General features: G+C 74.2%; 15 protein-coding genes. 2 read left to right on the forward strand and 13 right to left on the reverse strand.

Going from position 1 to position 17,456, the window contains the following annotated elements; translation table 11 throughout:
* Positions 1-13: 13 nt before the first annotated feature.
* The 10 genes from ACZ514_RS13355 to ACZ514_RS13400 form a co-directional block, all read right to left on the reverse strand.
* Positions 14-1,756, reverse strand: coding sequence for an ABC transporter substrate-binding protein (locus tag ACZ514_RS13355; RefSeq protein ID WP_468165200.1), 1,743 nt, complete (start codon positions 1,754-1,756; stop codon positions 14-16).
* A gap of 248 nt (positions 1,757-2,004) precedes the next feature.
* Entirely contained in the window at positions 2,005-2,715 is a 711-nt protein-coding gene (locus ACZ514_RS13360; RefSeq protein WP_468165202.1) for a GntR family transcriptional regulator, read from the reverse strand.
* 56 nt (positions 2,716-2,771) lie between these two features.
* A complete protein-coding gene (locus tag ACZ514_RS13365; RefSeq protein ID WP_468697443.1) occupies positions 2,772-3,698 on the reverse strand; it encodes an ornithine cyclodeaminase family protein in 927 nt (308 codons plus the stop codon).
* A 62-nt stretch (positions 3,699-3,760) separates the two neighbouring features.
* Positions 3,761-4,780 carry a proline racemase family protein gene (locus tag ACZ514_RS13370; protein ID WP_468165204.1) on the reverse strand — a complete coding sequence of 340 codons (1,020 nt, stop codon included), beginning with the start codon at positions 4,778-4,780 and terminating at the stop codon, positions 3,761-3,763.
* Positions 4,777-5,781, reverse strand: a complete 1,005-nt coding sequence (locus ACZ514_RS13375; protein ID WP_468165206.1) for a proline racemase family protein — start codon at positions 5,779-5,781, stop codon at positions 4,777-4,779. Before ACZ514_RS13375 ends, ACZ514_RS13370 begins: the two co-directional genes overlap by 4 nt.
* Positions 5,782-5,813: 32 nt before the next feature.
* Positions 5,814-6,740 carry a dihydrodipicolinate synthase family protein gene (locus ACZ514_RS13380; protein WP_468165208.1) on the reverse strand — a complete coding sequence of 309 codons (927 nt, stop codon included), beginning with the start codon at positions 6,738-6,740 and terminating at the stop codon, positions 5,814-5,816.
* Between the two features lie 75 nt (positions 6,741-6,815).
* Positions 6,816-8,300, reverse strand: coding sequence for an FAD-dependent oxidoreductase (locus ACZ514_RS13385; protein WP_469124735.1), 1,485 nt, complete (start codon positions 8,298-8,300; stop codon positions 6,816-6,818).
* A complete protein-coding gene (locus tag ACZ514_RS13390; protein ID WP_468165213.1) occupies positions 8,281-8,592 on the reverse strand; it encodes a (2Fe-2S)-binding protein in 312 nt (103 codons plus the stop codon). Before ACZ514_RS13390 ends, ACZ514_RS13385 begins: the two co-directional genes overlap by 20 nt.
* 153 nt (positions 8,593-8,745) lie before the next feature.
* Positions 8,746-9,915: an NAD(P)/FAD-dependent oxidoreductase gene (locus ACZ514_RS13395; protein ID WP_469124736.1), complete on the reverse strand. Its 1,170-nt coding sequence runs from the start codon at positions 9,913-9,915 to the stop codon at positions 8,746-8,748.
* A 92-nt stretch (positions 9,916-10,007) separates the two neighbouring features.
* Positions 10,008-12,404, reverse strand: a complete 2,397-nt coding sequence (locus tag ACZ514_RS13400; RefSeq protein WP_468697164.1) for a collagenase — start codon at positions 12,402-12,404, stop codon at positions 10,008-10,010.
* 168 nt (positions 12,405-12,572) lie between these two features.
* Between ACZ514_RS13400 and ACZ514_RS13405 the strand changes: the two genes are divergently transcribed.
* Positions 12,573-13,946, forward strand: a complete 1,374-nt coding sequence (locus ACZ514_RS13405) for an aminopeptidase P family protein (protein ID WP_469124737.1) — start codon at positions 12,573-12,575, stop codon at positions 13,944-13,946.
* A 75-nt stretch (positions 13,947-14,021) separates the two neighbouring features.
* Here the strand turns inward: ACZ514_RS13405 and ACZ514_RS13410 are convergent, their stop codons facing one another.
* Positions 14,022-14,927: a LysR family transcriptional regulator gene (locus ACZ514_RS13410; protein WP_469124738.1), complete on the reverse strand. Its 906-nt coding sequence runs from the start codon at positions 14,925-14,927 to the stop codon at positions 14,022-14,024.
* 103 nt (positions 14,928-15,030) lie between these two features.
* Here ACZ514_RS13410 and ACZ514_RS13415 point away from each other — a divergent pair, with 103 nt between their 5' ends.
* A complete protein-coding gene (locus ACZ514_RS13415; protein WP_468165224.1) occupies positions 15,031-15,777 on the forward strand; it encodes an SDR family NAD(P)-dependent oxidoreductase in 747 nt (248 codons plus the stop codon).
* Positions 15,778-15,862: 85 nt separating this feature from the next.
* Here the strand turns inward: ACZ514_RS13415 and ACZ514_RS13420 are convergent, their stop codons facing one another.
* Both ACZ514_RS13420 and ACZ514_RS13425 read right to left on the reverse strand, forming a co-directional pair.
* Positions 15,863-16,261, reverse strand: a complete 399-nt coding sequence (locus ACZ514_RS13420) for a RidA family protein (protein ID WP_469124739.1) — start codon at positions 16,259-16,261, stop codon at positions 15,863-15,865.
* Positions 16,258-17,379, reverse strand: coding sequence for an acyl-CoA dehydrogenase family protein (locus ACZ514_RS13425; RefSeq protein WP_469124848.1), 1,122 nt, complete (start codon positions 17,377-17,379; stop codon positions 16,258-16,260). The genes ACZ514_RS13420 and ACZ514_RS13425 overlap by 4 nt, the downstream gene beginning before the upstream one ends.
* Positions 17,380-17,456 lie beyond the last annotated feature (77 nt).

A 17,456-nucleotide genomic window follows, 5' to 3' on the forward strand; every position in this document is an offset into this window, starting at 1 on the left:
GTCCCTGGCCGCCTCAGCCCTGGCTCTTCGCGGGGTCCTTGAGGCCGACGGTCGCGTAGTCGATGGTGCCGGTCCACACGGGGTGGCCGTAGGCGCCGGCGATGTTGGGGCCGACGAGCAGCGGCTTGCGCTTCAGCGTGACGGGGACGGACGGGGACTTCTTCATGATCTCCGCGTCGAGGTCGATCCAGGCCTGGTTGGCCTGCTTGGCGTCGGCCATGGCGTTGATCTCGTCGATCCGCTTCATGACGGCCTCGTCGCGGAACTGGCTGTAGTTGCCCTGGTTGCCCTTGTCCTTGATGGTGCGTCCGTCGAAGACGAAGGGGATCCAGGTGGAGCCGGAGGGGTAGTCGGGGCACCAGCCGGTGAGGGTCATGTCGGGCGTGGTGGAGAGGTCGCCGATGACGTCGTAGTAGGCGCCCGGGTCGACGGTGTCGATGACGACCTCGACGCCGGCGCGGGACAGGCCCTGCTGGATGGCCTCGGCCTTGCCCTTGTCGCCGGTGGAGACGGCCAGGGAGACCTTCAGGTTCTCCTTGCCGGCGGCCTTGAGGAGTTCCTTCGCCTTGGCGGGGTCGCCGGACGGGGCGATCTTGAGGGTGTCGGCCTGCTTGCCGCCGGACAGGGCCGGGGGCAGGTAGGCGGTGGCGACCTCGTTGAGGGCGGGGCCGCCGCTCGCGGTGACGACGGCCTCCTTGTCGACCGCGTACTGCATGGCCTCGCGGACCTTGGGGTCGTTGAAGGGGGCGCGGGAGTTGTTCAGGTGGAGCATCTCGGTACAGCCCTGGGACTCGGCGAGCAGGCGCGTCTTGACGTCCGGCTTGGGCAGCACCTTGGGGGCGCTTTCGGGGCGCATGTCGGAGTACTGGACGGCGGAGGCGTCGGCGCCCTCGCCGGCGATGATCCGGTCGTCGATCTGGCCGCCCTTGAGGCCCATGACCACCACGAACTTGTCGGGGTAGGCCTTGCGGACGGTGTCGGTCCGCGGGTCCCAGTGTGCGTTGCGGACGAGCACGAGCTTCTTGTCGCGGTCGTAGGTCTCGATCTTGTAGGGGCCGGAGGAGAAGGGGCGGGCGTCGTACTGGGTGCCCTTCTCCTGGGCCTGCGGGACGGGCGCGAAGGTCGGCAGGGTGGCGGTGGCGGAGAACTCGGCGACCGGGCGCTTGAGTTCGAACACGATCGTCCGGTCGTCGGGGGTCTTCACGGAGTCGAGGTGCTGTCCCTGGAGGGGGCCCTTGTAGCCCTCGGCGCCGGCCAGGTACTGGGCCGCGTAGTCGGGGCCGCCGGTGAGGTCGGGGGCGAAGGAGCGTTCGACGTTGTACTTGATGTCCTGGGCCTTGATGGGGCTGCCGTCCTCGTACTTGAGGCCTTCCTTGAGGGTGAAGGTCCAGGTGCGGCCCCCGTTGGAGGGGGTGCCGAGGTCGGTGGCGAGGTCGGGGACCAGTTCGCTGCCCGCCTTGCCGGGCTCGGCCTTGAAGGTGACGAGCGTGCGGTAGAGCAGCCGGGTCCCGAAGTCGATGGTCGGCATCACCCAGTTGCGGGCGGGGTCGAGGTGGGAGAAGTCCTGGTTGGACAGGACGGTGAGGGTGCCGCCCTTGACGGGCGTGCCGCCGAGGACCTTCCCCTCGTTGGCGGTGGCCGGGTTGGACGCGCCGCCGGCCGCGGGGCCCTTCGTGGTGCCGGAGCAGCCCGAGGCGCCGACGACGAGCGTCGCCACCAGGGCGGTGGCGAGGGTGAGCTGGGTGCGCTTGGTCATGGGTCACTCCAGGGAAGGGCCGCGCTTTAGGGTGTGACCGGTAACATAGTAATGTGAAATTGCACTGACAAGGGGTTGTCGCCGCCGTTATCCAGCCGTGTCCAAAACCCGTCGTCCGAACGCGAGTTGGGCCCGGACCCGAAGGTCCGGGCCCTGGGGCCCTACGGGATCCGGCCCGAGACGGACCGGTGCCGGGTCAGACGCCGAGCCGCCGGTGCCGGGTCAGACGCCGAGCCGCCGGTGCCGGGTCAGACGCCCGAGCCGAGCACGCCCGGGGTGCGGCCCACCGGTTCGTCGCGGCCCTGCGCCCAGAGCGAGCGGACGTGGCCGAGGTGGCGCTGCATGCAGGCCTCGGCGGCCTCCGCGTCACCGGAGAGCATCAGGTCGAGCAGCTCGATGTGCTCCTCGGCGGAGGAGACCAGCTTGCCGGCCTCGTCCAGGCCCGTGAGGCCGTACAGCCGGGAGCGCTTGCGAAGGTCGCCGACGGTCTCGACCAGGCGCTCGTTGCCCGCGAGGGCGAGCAGGCCGAGGTGGAAGCGGCGGTCGGCCTCCAAATAGCCGATGAGGTTGTGCTCGCGGGCGCTGCTGACGATCTCCTCCGCGACGGGGCGCAGGGCCTCCAGCTGCTCGGCCGTGGCAATCCTGGTGATCTTGCCGATGGTCGGGACCTCGATCATCGTGCGCAGTTCGGTGTACTGGTCCAGGTCGCGCTCGCTGACCTCGGTGATCCGGAAGCCCTTGTTGCGGACCGGCTCCACCAGGCCCTCACGGGCCAGGTCGAGCATGGCCTCGCGGACCGGGGTGGCGGAGACCCCGAGCTCGGCGGCCAGGCCGGGCGCCGAATAGACGCTGCCGGGGCGCAGTTCGCCCGCTATCAGGGCGGCCCGGAGGGCATGGCCGACCTGGTCGCGCAGCCGCTCCTGCGCCTTGATGAGACTGTGCTGCTTCAGGTCACCCATTGCTCTTCCTCCGAGACCCCGCACACCAGCGACGGGCAGGGGAACAGCGTACAATGTCACGTTTCGCCGCTGACCCCGGTCGCCGCCCGGTAGATCGCCACCGCCACCGCCAGATCCTCCCAGGCCATGCCCACGCTCTTGAAGAGCTGGGGACAACTCGCCCGCCCCGGCAGCGGATCGCGGCCCCGCACCAGGTCGGCGAGGGTGCCGCTGATATGACCGGGGCCGATCGCCCCCTCCGCCTCCGGCACCAGCAGGTCCCCCGCCTCGCGCAGCGCCGCCGCCCGCGACTCCACGTACACCGCCGCGCGTCGCACGAGGGCGGTGTCCGTCTCCCGGGCGTCCGGCTCGTGCGAGCCGACGGCGACGACCACCGCTCCCGGGGCGACCAGCCGCCCGTCGAACAGCGGCTCCCTGGCGGTCGTGCAGCACAGGATCAGATCGGCGCCGGCCACCTCCTCGGCGGTCCCCGTACCGGTGCGGGCCGCGACCCCCAGGGACCGGGCGTGCGCGGCCAGCCGGGCGGCGCCCTGCGCACCCCGGGCGACGACCACCGCCCCGGCCAGCTCCCGGACGGCGAGCACCGCTTCGAGGTGGCCGTACGCCTGCGGGCCGGAGCCGAAGAGCAGCAGCCGCAGCGGCCGCCCCTCCGGGGCCAGGTGGCGCAGGGCGAGCGCGGACACCGCCGGGGTGCGCAGGGCGGTCAGGGCCGCGCCGTCGAGCAGGGCCAGCGGGCACAGGGTCGGGCCGTCCAGGAGCAGGTAGCTGCCGGTGATCCGGGGCAGCCCGCGCGCGGGGTTGCCGGGCGCGACTCCGGCGATCTTCACCCCGGCGTACGCGCCCGTGGCCGCCGGCATCAGCAGCAGCTCCCCCGCCGGGACGGGGACGCCGGTGCGCTGCGGGCAGGCCTCCGGATCCGGGCCGGCCCGCAGGGCGGCCGCCAGGGCGTCGACGGCGGCCGCCGGGGTGAGCAGACGGGCCATCTCCCCGGCGCCGAACTGCGGGAGCGCGGCCCCCGCGCCCCCCGGCGGGGCGGTCGGGGGCGTCACAGCAGGAAGCCCGCGCCGAGCGCGTCGTACGGGTCGGCGGTGAAGAGGTGCTCGCCGGTGCGGTAGGCCGTACCGGTCACCTCGGTGACCCCGTCCTCCAGGACGCGCCCGGTGAAGACGGTGCCGGTCACCGACTCGTGGAGCAGGTCCTCCCCCGCCCCGAGCCGGCCGTCCTCCGCCAGCAGCGCGAGCCGGGCGGAGGTGCCGGAGCCGCAGGGCGAGCGGTCGGTCTGCCCGTCGGCGAAGACGGTGACGTTGCGCTGGTGCGGCCCGAAGGGGGTGTCGGGCAGCTCCTCGTGGAGGATCACCCCGTACACGCCCGACAGCAGCGGCCCGCCCGGGTGCCAGGTCGCGGGGTGCGTGGCGAGCGCGGCGCGGATCTCCCGCCCGGCGCGCACCAGGGACGGCAGCGCGGCCCGGGTGACCTCCAGGCCGAGGTCGCGTGCGGCGACGGAGGCGTAGCAGGCCCCGGCGTGCGCGATGTCCACTTCCGCGATGCCGAGGCTGGTGGCGACCGGGACCTTGCGGGCGGCGACCCGGGCCGGGACGTTGCGGAAGGTGACCCCGGTGGTGCGGCCCTGCGCCCGGTGGACGGTGGCGGTGACCCGGCCCGACGGTACGTCGATGCGCACCCGGGCGTCCCCGTCGTCGGGGGCGGCGACCCGCCCGGTGTCCACGGCCCAGGCGCCGAGCGCCATGGTGCCGTGGCCGCACGCGGTGGAGTAGCCGTCCTTGTGCCAGAACAGCACTCCGAGGTGGGCCCCGTCGTCGTCCGGGGGCACCACGAACCCGCCGTACATCCCGGCGTGCCCGCGCGGTTCCTGTACGAGCATCCGCCGTACGTCGTCCAGCGGGCCCCGGCGCGGCGCGGTCCCGGAGCCGCCGGGGCCGATGGCCGTGGCGCAGCGCTCGGCGACGGTGTCCCCCGGGACGGGGGGCATCCCGTCGGCGGCGGTGTCGACGATGCGGAAGGGCTCCCCCGCCGTGTGGTAGTCGGTGGTGCGGACGGCGGTCACAGCAGGAACCCTCCGGGGAAGGGGTCGGTCGGGTCGAGGAAGTACTGGGCGGTGCCGGTGATCCAGGCCCGGCCGGTGACGGTGGGGACCACGGCGGGGTGTCCGCCGACCGTGGTCGCGCCGACGAGCCGGCCCGTGAACTCGGTGCCGATGAAGGACTGGTTGACGAAGTCCGTGCCGAGCGGCAGTAGTCCCCGCGCGTGCAGCTGGGCCATGCGCGCGCTGGTGCCCGTACCGCAGGGCGAGCGGTCGAACCAGCCGGGGTGGATGGCCATGGCGTGCCGGGAGCGGCGGGCGTCGGAGCCGGGGGCGGCGAGGTAGACGTGCTTGACCCCGGCGATGGAGGGGTTCTCGGGGTGGACGGGGCGGTCGGGGCCCGCGTTGACGGCGTCCATGACCGCGAGCCCGGCCGCGATCAGGTCGTCCTTGCGGGCCCGGTCGAAGGGGAGCCCGAGGGCGTCGAGTTCGACGAAGGCGTAGAAGTTGCCGCCGTAGGCGAGGTCGTAGGTGACCGTGCCGAAGCCGGGGACCTCGGTCTTCAGGTCCAGGCCCACGCAGAAGGAGGGGACGTTGGTGAGGGTGACGGCGGTGGCGGCTCCGTCCTCGACGCGTACGTCGACGCTCACCAGCCCGGCCGGGGTGTCGAGCCGGACCGTGGTGACCGGCTCGACGGCCGGGACCATGCCGGTCTCGACCAGGACGGTCGCCACCCCGATGGTGCCGTGCCCGCACATGGGCAGCAGGCCCGACACCTCGATGTAGAGCACGCCGAAGTCGGCGTCGGGCCGGGTGGGGGGCTGGAGGAGGGCGCCGCTCATCGCCGCGTGGCCGCGCGGCTCGTACATGAGCAGGGTACGGACGTGGTCCATGTGCTCCATGAAGTGGAGCCGCTTGTCGGCCATGGTGGCGCCGGGGATCACCCCGACTCCCCCGGTGATCACCCGGGTGGGCATGCCCTCGGTGTGGGAGTCCACCGCGTGGTAGATGTGGCGCGTGCGCATTCCGGTTCCCTCCGTCGTCCCCTCCGGGGGACCTAGTTGAGTCCTTCGGCCAGGGCCTTCTCGGTGGCGGCGCGCACGGCGGCCTCGGTCTCGCCGGTGAGCGGGAAGCGGGGCGGGCGGGTGGCGCCGCCGGGGCGTCCGGCGAGGTCCATGGAGAGCTTGATGGCCTGGACGAACTCGGTCTTGGAGTCCCAGCGCAGCAGCGAGTGCAGGGACTTGTAGAGCGGCAGGGCCGTGGCCAGGTCGCCGGCGACGGCGGCCCGGTACAGGGTGGCGCAGGACTGCGGCAGGGCGTTGGGGTAGCCGGCGATCCAGCCGACGGCGCCCGCGAGGGCCAGTTCGAGCAGGACGTCGTCGGCGCCGATGAGCAGGTCGAGGCCGGGGGCGAGTTCGGCGATCTCGTAGGCCCGGCGGACGTCGCCGCTGAACTCCTTGACGGCGACGATGCTGCCGTCGGCGTGCAGGCGGGCGAGGAGGGAGGGCGTCAGGTCCACCTTGGTGTCGTACGGGTTGTTGTACGCGACCACCGGCAGGCCCGAGCCGGCGACCTCCGCGTAGTGGGCGCGTACGGTCTCCTCGTCGGCGCGGAAGGCGTTGGGGGGCAGGAGCAGGACGGAGCCCGCTCCGGCCTCGGCCGCCTGGTCGGCCCAGCGGCGGGCCTCGGCGCTGCCGTACGCGGCCACGCCCGGCATGACCCGGGCCCCGTCGCCGGCGGCCTCGACGGCGGTGCGGACGACGCGGGCCCGCTCCTCGTCGGTGAGGGTCTGGTACTCGCCGAGGGAGCCGTTGGGGACGACGCCGTCGCAGCCGTTGGCGATGAGCCAGGCGACGTGTTCGGCGTAGGCGTCGTAGTCGACGGTGAGGTCGGCGCGCAGGGGCAGGGCGGTGGCGACCATGATGCCGTGCCAGGGGCGGGTGCGGGTGTCGGGGCGGGGCGCGGGGGTGGGCGCGTGGTTCATGAGGGGGCTCCCTAGTGTGGTGTGTGACATTTTACTAGTGGGTGTGAGGTGGCCACAAGGGTCCGGGAGGACCGATCAGCGGCCGGGGGCGGGAAGTTGGCCGCCCGAGGAGGAGCCGCCCCGGGGGGCCGTCTCCTCCAGACCGGCCAGCTGGCGCAGCGGAACCGGGCAGGACAGCGGGCGCCGGTCGGGCGCGGGGACCTCCCCCGCCAGGGCGGCCACGGCCGGACCGCACATCCGGCCCTGGCACCAGCCCATCCCGGCCCGGGTGAGCAGCTTGACCGTACGGGCGTCCCGCGCGCCCAGGTCCCGGGCGGCCTCGCGGATCCGGCCCGCCGGGACCTCCTCGCAGCGGCACACGTCGGTCTCCTCGCGCAGCCAGCCGGTCCAGCCGGGGCCGGGGCGGTGGGCGGCGGCCATGGCGTCGGCGAAGGCGCGCAGCCGGGCGCGGCGGCGGACCAGGGCGGCCGGGACGGGCCGTCCGGCGATGGCGTGGGCGGCGATCTCCCCTTCGGCGAGGGCCAGTTCGGCACCGCCGATGCCCCCGGTCTCCCCCGCCGACCAGACGCCGGGGACGGATGTGCGCTGCGCCGCGTCCAGTTCCAGGGCGGCCGCGCCGTCGGAGCAGCGGCGGGTGGCGCAGCCGAGGCCGGTGGCCAGCTCCAGCTGCGGGACCAGGCCGTGGCCCACCGCGAGGGCGTCGCAGGGGATCCGGCGTGCGGTGCCGGGCAGCGGGCGCCAGTCCGCGTCGAGCCGGGTGACGGTGACCGCCTCGACCCGGCCGGTGCCGTGCGCCTCGGTGACGGCGTGCCGGGTCAGCAGGCGGATGCCGTGGCGCAGCAGGGCGCCGCCGTACGTGGCGCCTTCGGCGAGTTTGGCGGGGTTGCGCAGGAGGTCGGGGGTCCGGGGGGCGTACGCGGTGTAGGAGGCGGCCTCGACGACGGCCGGCACGGCGGCGCCGGCGGCGGCGAGGGAGCCGGCCACGGCGAGGAGCAGGGGGCCCGAGCCGGCGACGACGACGCGGCGGCCGGGCAGGACGAGGTTGTTCTTGAGCATGGCCTGCGCCCCGCCGGCGCCGACGACCCCGGGCAGCGTCCAGCCGGGGAAGGGCAGTTGCCGCTCGTAGGCGCCGGTGGCGAGGAGGACGTGGCGGGCCCGGCGGGTCGCGGGGGCCTCGTCGGGGCCGTGGCCGGCCACCGCGTGCAGCGTCCAGGTGCCGGCGGGTGCGGGGACCACCGTCCACACGTGATGTCCGGGGAGGTAGGTGACGCGGCCCGCCGCCTCGTGGGCGCGCAGGGCGGCCTCACGGGTGACGAAGGCCCGCCAGCCGTGGTGCAGGGCCCCGGGGCGGGCCGCGCCGAGGGCGGGGGCGGGGTGGCGGTAGTACTGGCCGCCGGGGCGGTCGGCGGCGTCGAGCAGGACGACGCGCAGGCCGAGGCGGGCCGCGGTGACGGCGGCGGCCAGGCCGGCGGGGCCGGCGCCGACGACGGCGAGGTCGGCGGGGCCCTCGGCCGCGTCCTGGCCGGCGGGGGTGGAGCGGTCAGACGGCGAGGTCGGCATGGCCGGTGCCCTCCTGGGTGGTGACGGTGTCCCCGGGGCGGGCGGGGACGAGGCAGGCCCGCTGGTTGGGGCGGCCGTTGACGGTGACGAGGCAGTCGTAGCAGGCGCCGATCCCGCAGAAGGCCCCGCGGGGGGAGCCGCCGCCACGGGTGGTGCGCCACGCGAGGATCCCGGCGGACCACAGCACGGCGGCGATGGACTGGCCTTCCAGGGCGGGGAGTTCGCGGCCGTCGAAGCTGATCGGGTGGGCGGCCGCCGGGCTGCCGCCCACCAGCTCGCGGGGGCTGCGCATCAGGGTCTCCTCGGGGGTGCGGTCGCCCTGGCCGGGCGGACGGGGCGGGGGGCGGCGGGGGCCGGGGCGGGGTGTCGTACGGGGTGGGCTTCGACGTGCGCCGCCCGGCGGGGACACCGCCGTGACCGGGCGGTGCGCCGGGGGCGTGCCGTGTCAGTCCCGGACTGCATCCCACCCCGTCCCCGTCCCCGGCGGCTCCGGCGTCCGCGGGAAGCGGTCCGGGCGGAAGGGGGCGAGGGGGAGGCGGGGCTCGGCGCCGGTGAGGGCGGCGGCGATCAGGACGCCCGTGGCCGGGGCCAGGCCGATGCCCGCGCCCTCGTGGCCGCAGGCGTGGAGGAGCCCCGGCACCCGGGGGTCGGGGCCGATGGCCGGGAGGTGGTCCGGGAGGTAGGGGCGGAAGCCGTGGTAGGTGCGGATCACCTTGACGTCGGCGAGTACGGGGAACAGGGCCGCGGCCTGGGAGGCCAGGCGGCGCAGGGCCTCGGGGGAAAGGGTGCGGTCGAAGCCGACGCGTTCGCGGGTGGCGCCGATGAGGACCGGGCCGGAGGGGGTGCCCTCCACCACGGCGGAGGACTGGAGGGCCGCCGAGTCGCTGGCCACGTCGGCGATGTAGTCGGCCGCGTAGACCTTGTGGCGGACCACGCGGGGCAGGGGTTCGGTGACCAGCACGAAGCCCCGGCGGGGAAGGACCGGGAGGCTCGTGCCGGCCAGGGAGGCGAGGGCGCCGGCCCAGGTGCCCGCCGCGTTGACCACGGCCGGCGCCCTGAGCGTGCGCCGGGAGGTGCGCACCCCCCGGACCGCCCCGGACTCCAGCAGCAGTCCGGTGACCTCTTCGCCCAGGTAGCGGGTGGCGCCCGAGGCGGCCAGCAGGTGGGCCGCCGCCAGGGCGGGCTGGACCTGGGCGTCCTGCGGGTAGTGGAAGCCGCCCGCCAGGCCCCGGGCGAGGTGGGGCTCCAGGTCGTGCAGGGCGTCCGGTCCCACCTCGTCGGCGACGACCCCCGCGGCGCGCTGGCCCCCGGCGAAGTCGCGCAGGGCCTTGAGGGTCGCCGGGTCGGGGGCGACGACCAGGCCGCCCTTGGGTTCGTACTCGACCGCCCCGGGGAGTTCGGCGCGCAGGTCGCGCCAGAGCTCCGTCGAGAGGAGGGCGAGGTCGAGCTCGGGGCCCGGCTCCTTGTCGGAGACGAGCAGGTTGCCCTCCCCCGCGCCGGTGGTGCCGCCCGCGACGGGCCCCCGGTCCACCACCGCCACGGAGAGACCGGAGCGGCTCGCGTAGTACGCGCACGCGGCTCCGACGACGCCGGCGCCAATGATCACGACGTCCATGGTCAGTAATATGTCACATTCTTTTGAGGGTGCCTAGAGGGAGCCCGGCCGGCCCCGCCCCCCGTCAGGTGCGGGGCCGGCCGGACGTGACGTCAGCTGCGGAGCGGGCCTTCGCAGCTGTAGGAGGAGGTGCCCGCCGTCTTGCTGCTCCAGATCTCCAGCGGCCCGAAGGAGCAGTTCATGTCGGCCAGGTTGTTCGAGGCCGCCCCCGCCCGGTCGAGGATGAAGTAGTCGACCGTCTCGGACATGTCCTTGAAGTTCTGGTCGTCGCTGCGCCAGTCCTTCAGGTTCGCGGTGATCCGGCCGGTACAGGTGAAGCGGCGCTTGCCGGGGTCGCCGTTCTCCACGCAGTCCGGGGTGTTGTAGGTGGCGGCCGCGAAGGAGGACTTCACCGAGGCGAGCGCCGCGTCGCGCAGCCGCTCGTTCGGCGTGAAGGTGGTGTTCGGCACGAAGAGCTGGTCCACCTTGGCGATCTGGGCGTCCAGGAAGCGGTCGTAGTCGCGCTGGAGGTAGGTGTCCGCGCCCAGGCGGTGGCGCCACGCGTCGTAGCCGGCGACGTCGTCGGCCCGCAGGTGGCGGTACATCTCGCGCAGCAGCGAGGGCTTCTCGGTCCACAGGAACTCGAAGAAGGTGCCCGCGTAGCTGTAGAAGCGGAAGCCGTCGCCGTCGTAAGTGGCGTTCAGGAGCTGCTCGACGGTCATGCGGGGACCGCCGCCGGCGGTGTCGTTGATGATGCTCTTGACGAGGGACTTGCGGACGGCGATGCCGTTGTCGCGGGTGGCGCCGTCGAAGAACTCGGCGGTGCCCTCGTCCATGGCGGTGGTGCGGTCGCCCTCGTACCAGGGGCCCTGGCCGAAGAAGCCGGGGACGGCGAAGCGGCCGTTGAGGTAGTGCGTGTACTCGTGGCGGAAGAGCTCTTCGAGGGTGAGGGAGGAGTCCTGCGGGACGCGGCGCTGGTAGGTGTAGAAGGTGGCGCCGTTCTCGATGTAGATGCCGCCGTTGTTGGTGTCGTAGCCCGTCAGGATCGGGTGGTAGTTCTCGTAGTCGGCGCGGGAGCCGTAGAGCACGATGTTGAGGGTGCTGTTCGGGTCGCCGGCGAGCGGCTGGTCCGTGCCGAGCACGCGGTGGAACTGGGTCTTGACCTGCTTGCTCGCGTAGTAGAGCTGGTCGACGGTGGCCTTGTCGAGGCCGGTGCGGACCTTGATGGCGCCGTTGTCGTAGGTGTAGGTGTACGGGAAGATCTGCTTCTCGATGTCCTCCTTGCACACCCCGTACGGCTTGCAGGCCCCGTAGAAGTTGAGCCAGGAGACGATCTTCGCCCAGGCCTCGGTGCCGAGGCCGGACCTGGCGGGCTCCAGCATGGTGCCGAGGTCGGCGACGACCTGGTCCCGCAGTCCCTCGACCTGCCCGAAGCGGGCGTACTCGCTGAGGGCGTCGCGCGCCACCCAGGCGTTGCCGGTGCCCTTCAGGTGGGTGTAGCCGGCGAAGGCCTTGAAGGCGGCGCGGTACGAGGCGTCCCCCGCGACCGCCGCGTGGAAGGCCGTGTCCTGGTTGCCCGGGTAGACGCCCAGGTAGTTGGTGGAGAGGGCGGCGAGGACGGCGCCCGCCCAGCCGGCGTCGAGGTGGGTGGCCGGGTGCGCCGGGTCCATGGTGGCCAGGACCTTCTTGATCAGGCCGAGCTGGTGGTGGCGCAGGCCGGGACCGGCGGAGTACAGGGCCTCGCGCAGGGTGCGGGCGTTGGAGGGGGTGACGTCGAAGGACCGCGCGGCGCTGCCGAAGGCGTCGATGGCCTGGCGGATCGCGGCGGTGGTGGGGGCGTCGGTGACGTCGATCTCGTCACGGGAGAAGTCGTGGTAGGCGACGGCGTGCAGGTAGGTGAACATCTCCTCCAGGTGCGAGGAGTTACGGCCGTCGTGGGCGGCGGCCAGGCCGGATATGCGGCGGGCGACGGCCTGCACGTGGGCGTCGGACATGACGGGCGCCAGGCGGGCGTCCCAGGTCCAGATCAGCCCGCGCAGACAGCCGTCGGCGGTGACGGCCTGGTCGGCGAGGAAGTCGGCGAACTGCTCGGGGGTGAGGTTCTTGATCCCGTCGAGGGTGCAGGGGACGCCCGCGGCGACGCTCTTCGCGGTCGGCGCGCTCAGGGCGGACTCACGGCTCTTCTCCGCGCGTTCGGCGCTCGCGGTGGAGCCCGGGGCCTCCACGGCCGGGGCGGCGCCCGGGACCCGGCCGTCGGTGACGGCCTTGCCGCCGGGGGCCGGGGCGGGCGCCGGGGTGAGCGGCTTGGCGTCGGCCAGCCGGTCGACCTCGTCGAAGGGGTTGGGCGCCGCGGCGGTCGCGCCCCGCGCTCCGGCGGAGAAGGTGGACGCCGGGGCGGCCGGGGCGGCCGGGGCGGCGGCCTGGACCGAGGCCTGGCCGGCGGTGGCGAGGAGGGTGACCGCCACGGCGGCGGAGAGGAGAGACGTACGCACAGCTCTGTGCTGGAACACCGATGACTCCTGGTGGGAGGGAGGTGGGGGAAAGGTGCGAACTGCCCTGCGTCACGCGGCGTTTGACGGGGATTAACGTGCCGCGGTGTGAGCTGTAACATAGTAATGTGAAATTGCACTGACAAGACCCCGGCGCACACCAGTTCAGTACTTCTTGAGGGAGCCCCCGTGACCGACACCCCCTCCCGCCTGAACCCCGGCAGCCACGACCTGCCGGTATCAGCCGAGTTGTCCCGCTCCATGGCGGAGAACTGGGCGGCCACACCGCTGGCCGACACCGCGCGCACGGCCTCGTACGCCGTCACCCCCGCCCGCCGCGCCCGGCTCTCCGCGCTCTTCCCGGGCGAACGGCTCGTCGTACGGGCCGGCGAACTGCTGGTGCGCTCCAACGACTGCGACCACCGCTTCCGGCCGCACAGCGCGTACGCCTGGCTGACCGGGCTGACGGGCGAGGACCAGGCGGGCCACGTCCTGGTGCTGGAGCCGGCCGGACCGCACGGCCACGAGGCGGTCCTGTACGTGCGGCCCCGCTCGCCCCGGGCCGAGGGCGACGAGGAGTTCTACCGCAGCCGGCGCTACGGCGAGTTCTGGGTGGGGCGCCGCCCGGACCTGGCGGAGGCCGAACGGCTGACCGGCATCCGCTGCGCCCACCTGGACACCCTCGGGTCCCCGCCGGCCCGCGACGCCGCCACCGACCCGGAACTGGCCGCCGCCCTCTCCGAACTCCGCCTCGTCAAGGACGCCTGGGAGGTGGAGCAGCTCCAGCTCGCCGTCGACCACACGGCGGCCGGCTTCGAGGACGTCGTACGCGCCCTGCCGCGCGCGCTGGCCCACCCGCGCGGGGAACGCTGGATCGAGGGCGTCTTCGGCCTGCGCGCCCGGGCCGAGGGCAACGGCACGGGCTACGACACCATCGCCGCGTCGGGCGCCCACGCGTGCGTGCTGCACTGGATCCGCAACGACGGCCGGCTGGACCGCGACGAACTGCTGCTGCTGGACGCGGGCGTGGAGACCGACACCCTCTACACGGCCGACATCACCCGCACCCTCCCGCTGTCGGGGCGGTTCTCCCCCGTGCAGCGGCAGGTCTACGAACTGGTGCTGGCCGCCCAGGACGCCGGCATCGCCGCACTGCGGCCGGGGGCCCGCTTCCGCGACTTCCACCGGGCCGGGATGCGGGTCATCGCGGAGGGCCTCGCCGAGTGGGGGATCCTCAAGGACGCGGAGGGTGACCTGTACCGGCGGTACACCCTGTGCGGCAGCGGGCACATGCTGGGGCTCGACCTCCACGACTGCGCGAAGGCGCGGGCCGCGACGTACCTCGACGGGGTGCTGGAGGAGGGCCAGGTCCTCACGGTGGAACCCGGGCTCTACCTCCAGCCGGACGACGAGACGCTCCCGGCCGGACTGCGCGGCATCGGGGTGCGCATCGAGGACGACCTGGTGATCACGGCCGACGGCGCCCGCCTGATGTCGGGGGCCCTGCCGCGCACGGTGGAGGGCGTCGAGGAATGGATGGGCGCCCTGCTGGACGCCCGCTGAACCCGCGGGGGCGGCCGCGCCGGTCGGGGTGCCGGTGTTCCGGACTCCCCCGCCGCCGTGCCGGCCGGGCGCCGGTCAGCGCCCGGGAGCCCTGAGGCGGGTCAGGAGTTCCTCCACGAAGCTCTCCAGGTGCGGCGGGTGGGGCCCCGGCCGGGTGGCGCAGAACCAGGTCCGGGTCAGCGGCCGTTCGCCGATCCGGACCAGCGCCAGTCCGTGCGAGGACGCGTACGGGGCCGCGACCCAGTTCGGCAGCACCGCCGCCCCCTGGCCGCCCGCCACCATCTCGACCACCAGATCGGTCACCACCGGCATGGTGGTGACCCGGCCGGGCCGGGCCCCGTCGGGGATCGGCAGCGGCTCGGCGGGGATGCGCCTCTGGTCGTAGACGTCGTAGAGGACGAGGTCCGCGCCGTCGAAGTCACGGGCGGTCAGGTGCGGGAGCCCTGCCCAGGGGTGGCCTTCGGGCACCACCGCCACCATCTCGTCCTCGAAGAGCCGGGTCAGGGTCACCCGGTCCATCCGCGCGTCCGGCTTGGTGATGAGCGCCACGTCGATCTCGTCCTCGAGCAGGGCCGGGATCGGGGCGTCGTCCGGGACGGTCGCGATCCGCACCTCGATGCCCGGCTCCCGCTCCCTGAAGGCCCGCAGTACGGGCGGCAGCCAGGGGAAGGTGGTGCTGCACTGGGCGGCGAAGCGCACGCGCCGTTCGCGGCCGTCGCGGATGTCGCGCAGGTCGCGGCCGGCCGACTCCAGCTCGCCCAGGACGCGGCGGGCGGTGACGAGCATCCGGCGGCCGGCGGCGTTGGGCACCAGGCGGCGGCCCCGCCGGTCGAAGAGCCGCATCCCCAGCCGGTCCTCCAGCCGGGTCAGCCGCTGGCTCAGGGCGGGCTGGCTGACGTAGAGCCGCTCGGCCGCCGCGGTCAGCGAGCCCGTCTCGGCGGTGGCGTCGAGGAGTTCCAGGTCCCGCAGGTCCACATCCATAACGCTGGATTATCCCATGCTCCAATTTCCGTCGTGGTGTTATCGGTTGACTGCTCATACGTTTCTGGTGTCTCCACCGAGCCGACCGAAAGGCACCACCGACATGAGCGACTCCACGACCCGCCGCACCGCCCTGATCACCGGATCCTCCAGCGGCATCGGGCTGGACATCGCCCGGGCCTTCCTCGCCGACGGGGCCAACGTGGTCCTGGGCGGCCGGGACCGCGACCGCCTCGCCAAGGCCGCGGCCGGGCTGGGACAGCCCGAGCGCACGGCGTGGGCGGCGGGCGACATCGCGGCGAAGGAGACCGGCGAGCTGCTCGTGCGCACCGCGCTGGAGCGCTTCGGCCGCATCGACGTGCTGGTCAACAACGCCGGCACCTTCGCCTCCACGCCCTTCACCGAGGTCACCGAGGAGCAGCTGGACGGCTTCCTCACCGGCAACCTCAAGGGGACCTACCTCACCACCCAGGCCGTGGTGCGGGCCCTGCGCGCCCAGGGCCGGGGCGGCAGCATCGTCAACATCGGCACCGTGCTGGTGGACCACGCGGTCGCGGGTTTCCCCTGCTCCGCCCCGATCGTCAGCAAGGCCGGCGTGCACGCGCTGACGACGAGCCTGGCCGCCGAGCTGGCGGCGGACGGCATCCGCGTCAACCTCGTGGCGCCGGGCGTGATCCGCACGCCGCTGCACGCGGGAACCGAGGTGGACTCCTTCGGCGGGCTCGCCCTGATGAACCGGATCGGCGAGGTCTCCGAGATCTCCGAAGCGGTGCTGTACCTGGCGGGAGCCGAGTTCGTCACCGGCCACGCGCTGCGGGTGGACGGCGGCCACGTCACCGGACGCCCCTGACCCCGGCCTGCCCCGACCCCCCGGCCTGCCCTGACCCCGGCCTGCCCTGACCCCGGCCGCCCGCCGAGGGGCAGGGGCGCCGCGGTCACGGGAGCACCGCGATCCCGTCCAGTTCCAGCTGGGCCTCGGTGTCCCACAGGCGGACCACCCCGACCACCGCCATCGCCGGGTAGTCGCGGCCCGCGAGACGGCGCCAGACGCGGCCCAGCTCGGCGGCGTGCGTGCGGTACGCCTCCACGTCCACGGCGTACACCGTCACCCGGGCCAGGTCGGACGGGGCGCCGCCGGCCGCCGCGAGGGCGGTCAGCAGATTGGCCAGGGCGCGCTCGAACTGCTCCGGCAGGGTCTGCCCGACCACCTTCCCGGAGCCGTCCAGCGCGGTCTGCCCGGCCAGGAAGACGATCCGCGACCCGGCGGCCGACACGGCGTGGGAGAAGCCGCTGGCCGGGGACAGCTCCGGCGGGTTGAGGCGCTCGGGGCTCATCGCGCCACCCCCCGGTACAGCTCCTTGGCGATGATGGTGCGCTGCACCTCGCTCGCCCCCTCGTAGATCCTGGGCGCGCGCACCTCGCGGTAGAGGTGCTCCAGCAGGTGGCCCCGGCGCAGGGCGGCGGCGCCGTGCAGCTGTACGGCGTGGTCCACGACGTACTGGGCCGTCTCCGTCGCGAGGAGCTTGGCCATGGCGGCGCGGCCGGGGACGTCCGGCGAGCCGCGGTCGTACGCCCCGGCCGCCGCGTACACCAGCAGCCGGGCGGCCTCGGTGCGGGTGGCCATCTCCGCCACCCGGTGCGCGACCGCCTGGAGGTCGGAGAGCACCCCGCCGAACGCGGTCCGGCCCGCCGTGTGGGCCAGCGTCGCGTCGAGCGCGGCGCGCGCCATGCCGACCGCGAAGGCACCCACGCTGGGCCGGAAGAGGTTCAGGGTCTCCATCGCGACGCGGAACCCCTGCCCGGGCTCGCCGAGTACGTCCTCGCGGCCGACCGGTACGCCGTCGAAGGCGAGCGAGCCGATCGGGTGGGGGGAGAGCATCTCCAGGGCCTCCCCCGTCAGTCCCGGCCGGTCGGCGGGGACCAGGAAGGCCGTGATGCCCTTGGCTCCGGGGGCTTCGCCCGTACGGGCGAAGACGGTGTAGAAGTCGGCCTCGGGGGCGTTGGAGATCCAGCACTTGGTCCCCGTCAGCCGCCAGCCCGGCCCGTCCGGGGCCGCCGCCAGGGCGAGGGCCGCGGCGTCGGAGCCGGCGCCGGGCTCGCTCAGCGCGAAGGCCGCCACGTGCCGTCCCGTCCGGACCCCCGGCAGCCACCGCTCCCGCTGGGCCGTGCTGCCCGACCGGAGCACCGGGTGGGCCCCGAGCCCCTGGAGGGCCAGGGCCGTTTCCGCCTCCGTGCACCCGTAGGCGAGGGACTCCCGCAGCAGGCACAGCTCCAGCGCCCCGGAAGCGAAGACCCTCTCCAGCAGGCCCAGTTCCCCCAGCTCGGCCAACAGGGGCCGGTTCACCCGTCCGGGCTCACCCTTCTCGGCGAGCGGCCTGAGCCGCTCGCGCGCCAGGGCGCGCAACCGGCCGCACCATTCCTCTTGTTCCACCGCGAGCGCGAAGCCGGCCATCCGCATGCCCCCAAGTCCTGTCGACACTCTTATCGCGTCCTGTTGACTGCCGTCACCATCACGATACGCTCGGAAGG

It is taken from the genome of Streptomyces sp. NPDC034086, from assembly GCF_055575515.1.

Coding starts and splice junctions, on each gene's coding strand:
- ACZ514_RS13365 (WP_468697443.1), bottom strand. CDS start 3,698: ATGGCCCGTCTGCTCACCCCGGCGGCCGCCGTCGACGCCCTGGCGGCC.
- ACZ514_RS13390 (WP_468165213.1), bottom strand. CDS start 8,592: ATGCGCAGCCCCCGCGAGCTGGTGGGCGGCAGCCCGGCGGCCGCCCAC.
- ACZ514_RS13375 (WP_468165206.1), bottom strand. CDS start 5,781: ATGCGCACGCGCCACATCTACCACGCGGTGGACTCCCACACCGAGGGC.
- ACZ514_RS13425 (WP_469124848.1), bottom strand. CDS start 17,379: ATGGCCGGCTTCGCGCTCGCGGTGGAACAAGAGGAATGGTGCGGCCGG.
- ACZ514_RS13415 (WP_468165224.1), top strand. CDS start 15,031: ATGAGCGACTCCACGACCCGCCGCACCGCCCTGATCACCGGATCCTCC.
- ACZ514_RS13355 (WP_468165200.1), bottom strand. CDS start 1,756: ATGACCAAGCGCACCCAGCTCACCCTCGCCACCGCCCTGGTGGCGACG.
- ACZ514_RS13380 (WP_468165208.1), bottom strand. CDS start 6,740: ATGAACCACGCGCCCACCCCCGCGCCCCGCCCCGACACCCGCACCCGC.
- ACZ514_RS13385 (WP_469124735.1), bottom strand. CDS start 8,300: ATGCCGACCTCGCCGTCTGACCGCTCCACCCCCGCCGGCCAGGACGCG.
- ACZ514_RS13420 (WP_469124739.1), bottom strand. CDS start 16,261: ATGAGCCCCGAGCGCCTCAACCCGCCGGAGCTGTCCCCGGCCAGCGGC.
- ACZ514_RS13395 (WP_469124736.1), bottom strand. CDS start 9,915: ATGGACGTCGTGATCATTGGCGCCGGCGTCGTCGGAGCCGCGTGCGCG.
- ACZ514_RS13360 (WP_468165202.1), bottom strand. CDS start 2,715: ATGGGTGACCTGAAGCAGCACAGTCTCATCAAGGCGCAGGAGCGGCTG.
- ACZ514_RS13410 (WP_469124738.1), bottom strand. CDS start 14,927: ATGGATGTGGACCTGCGGGACCTGGAACTCCTCGACGCCACCGCCGAG.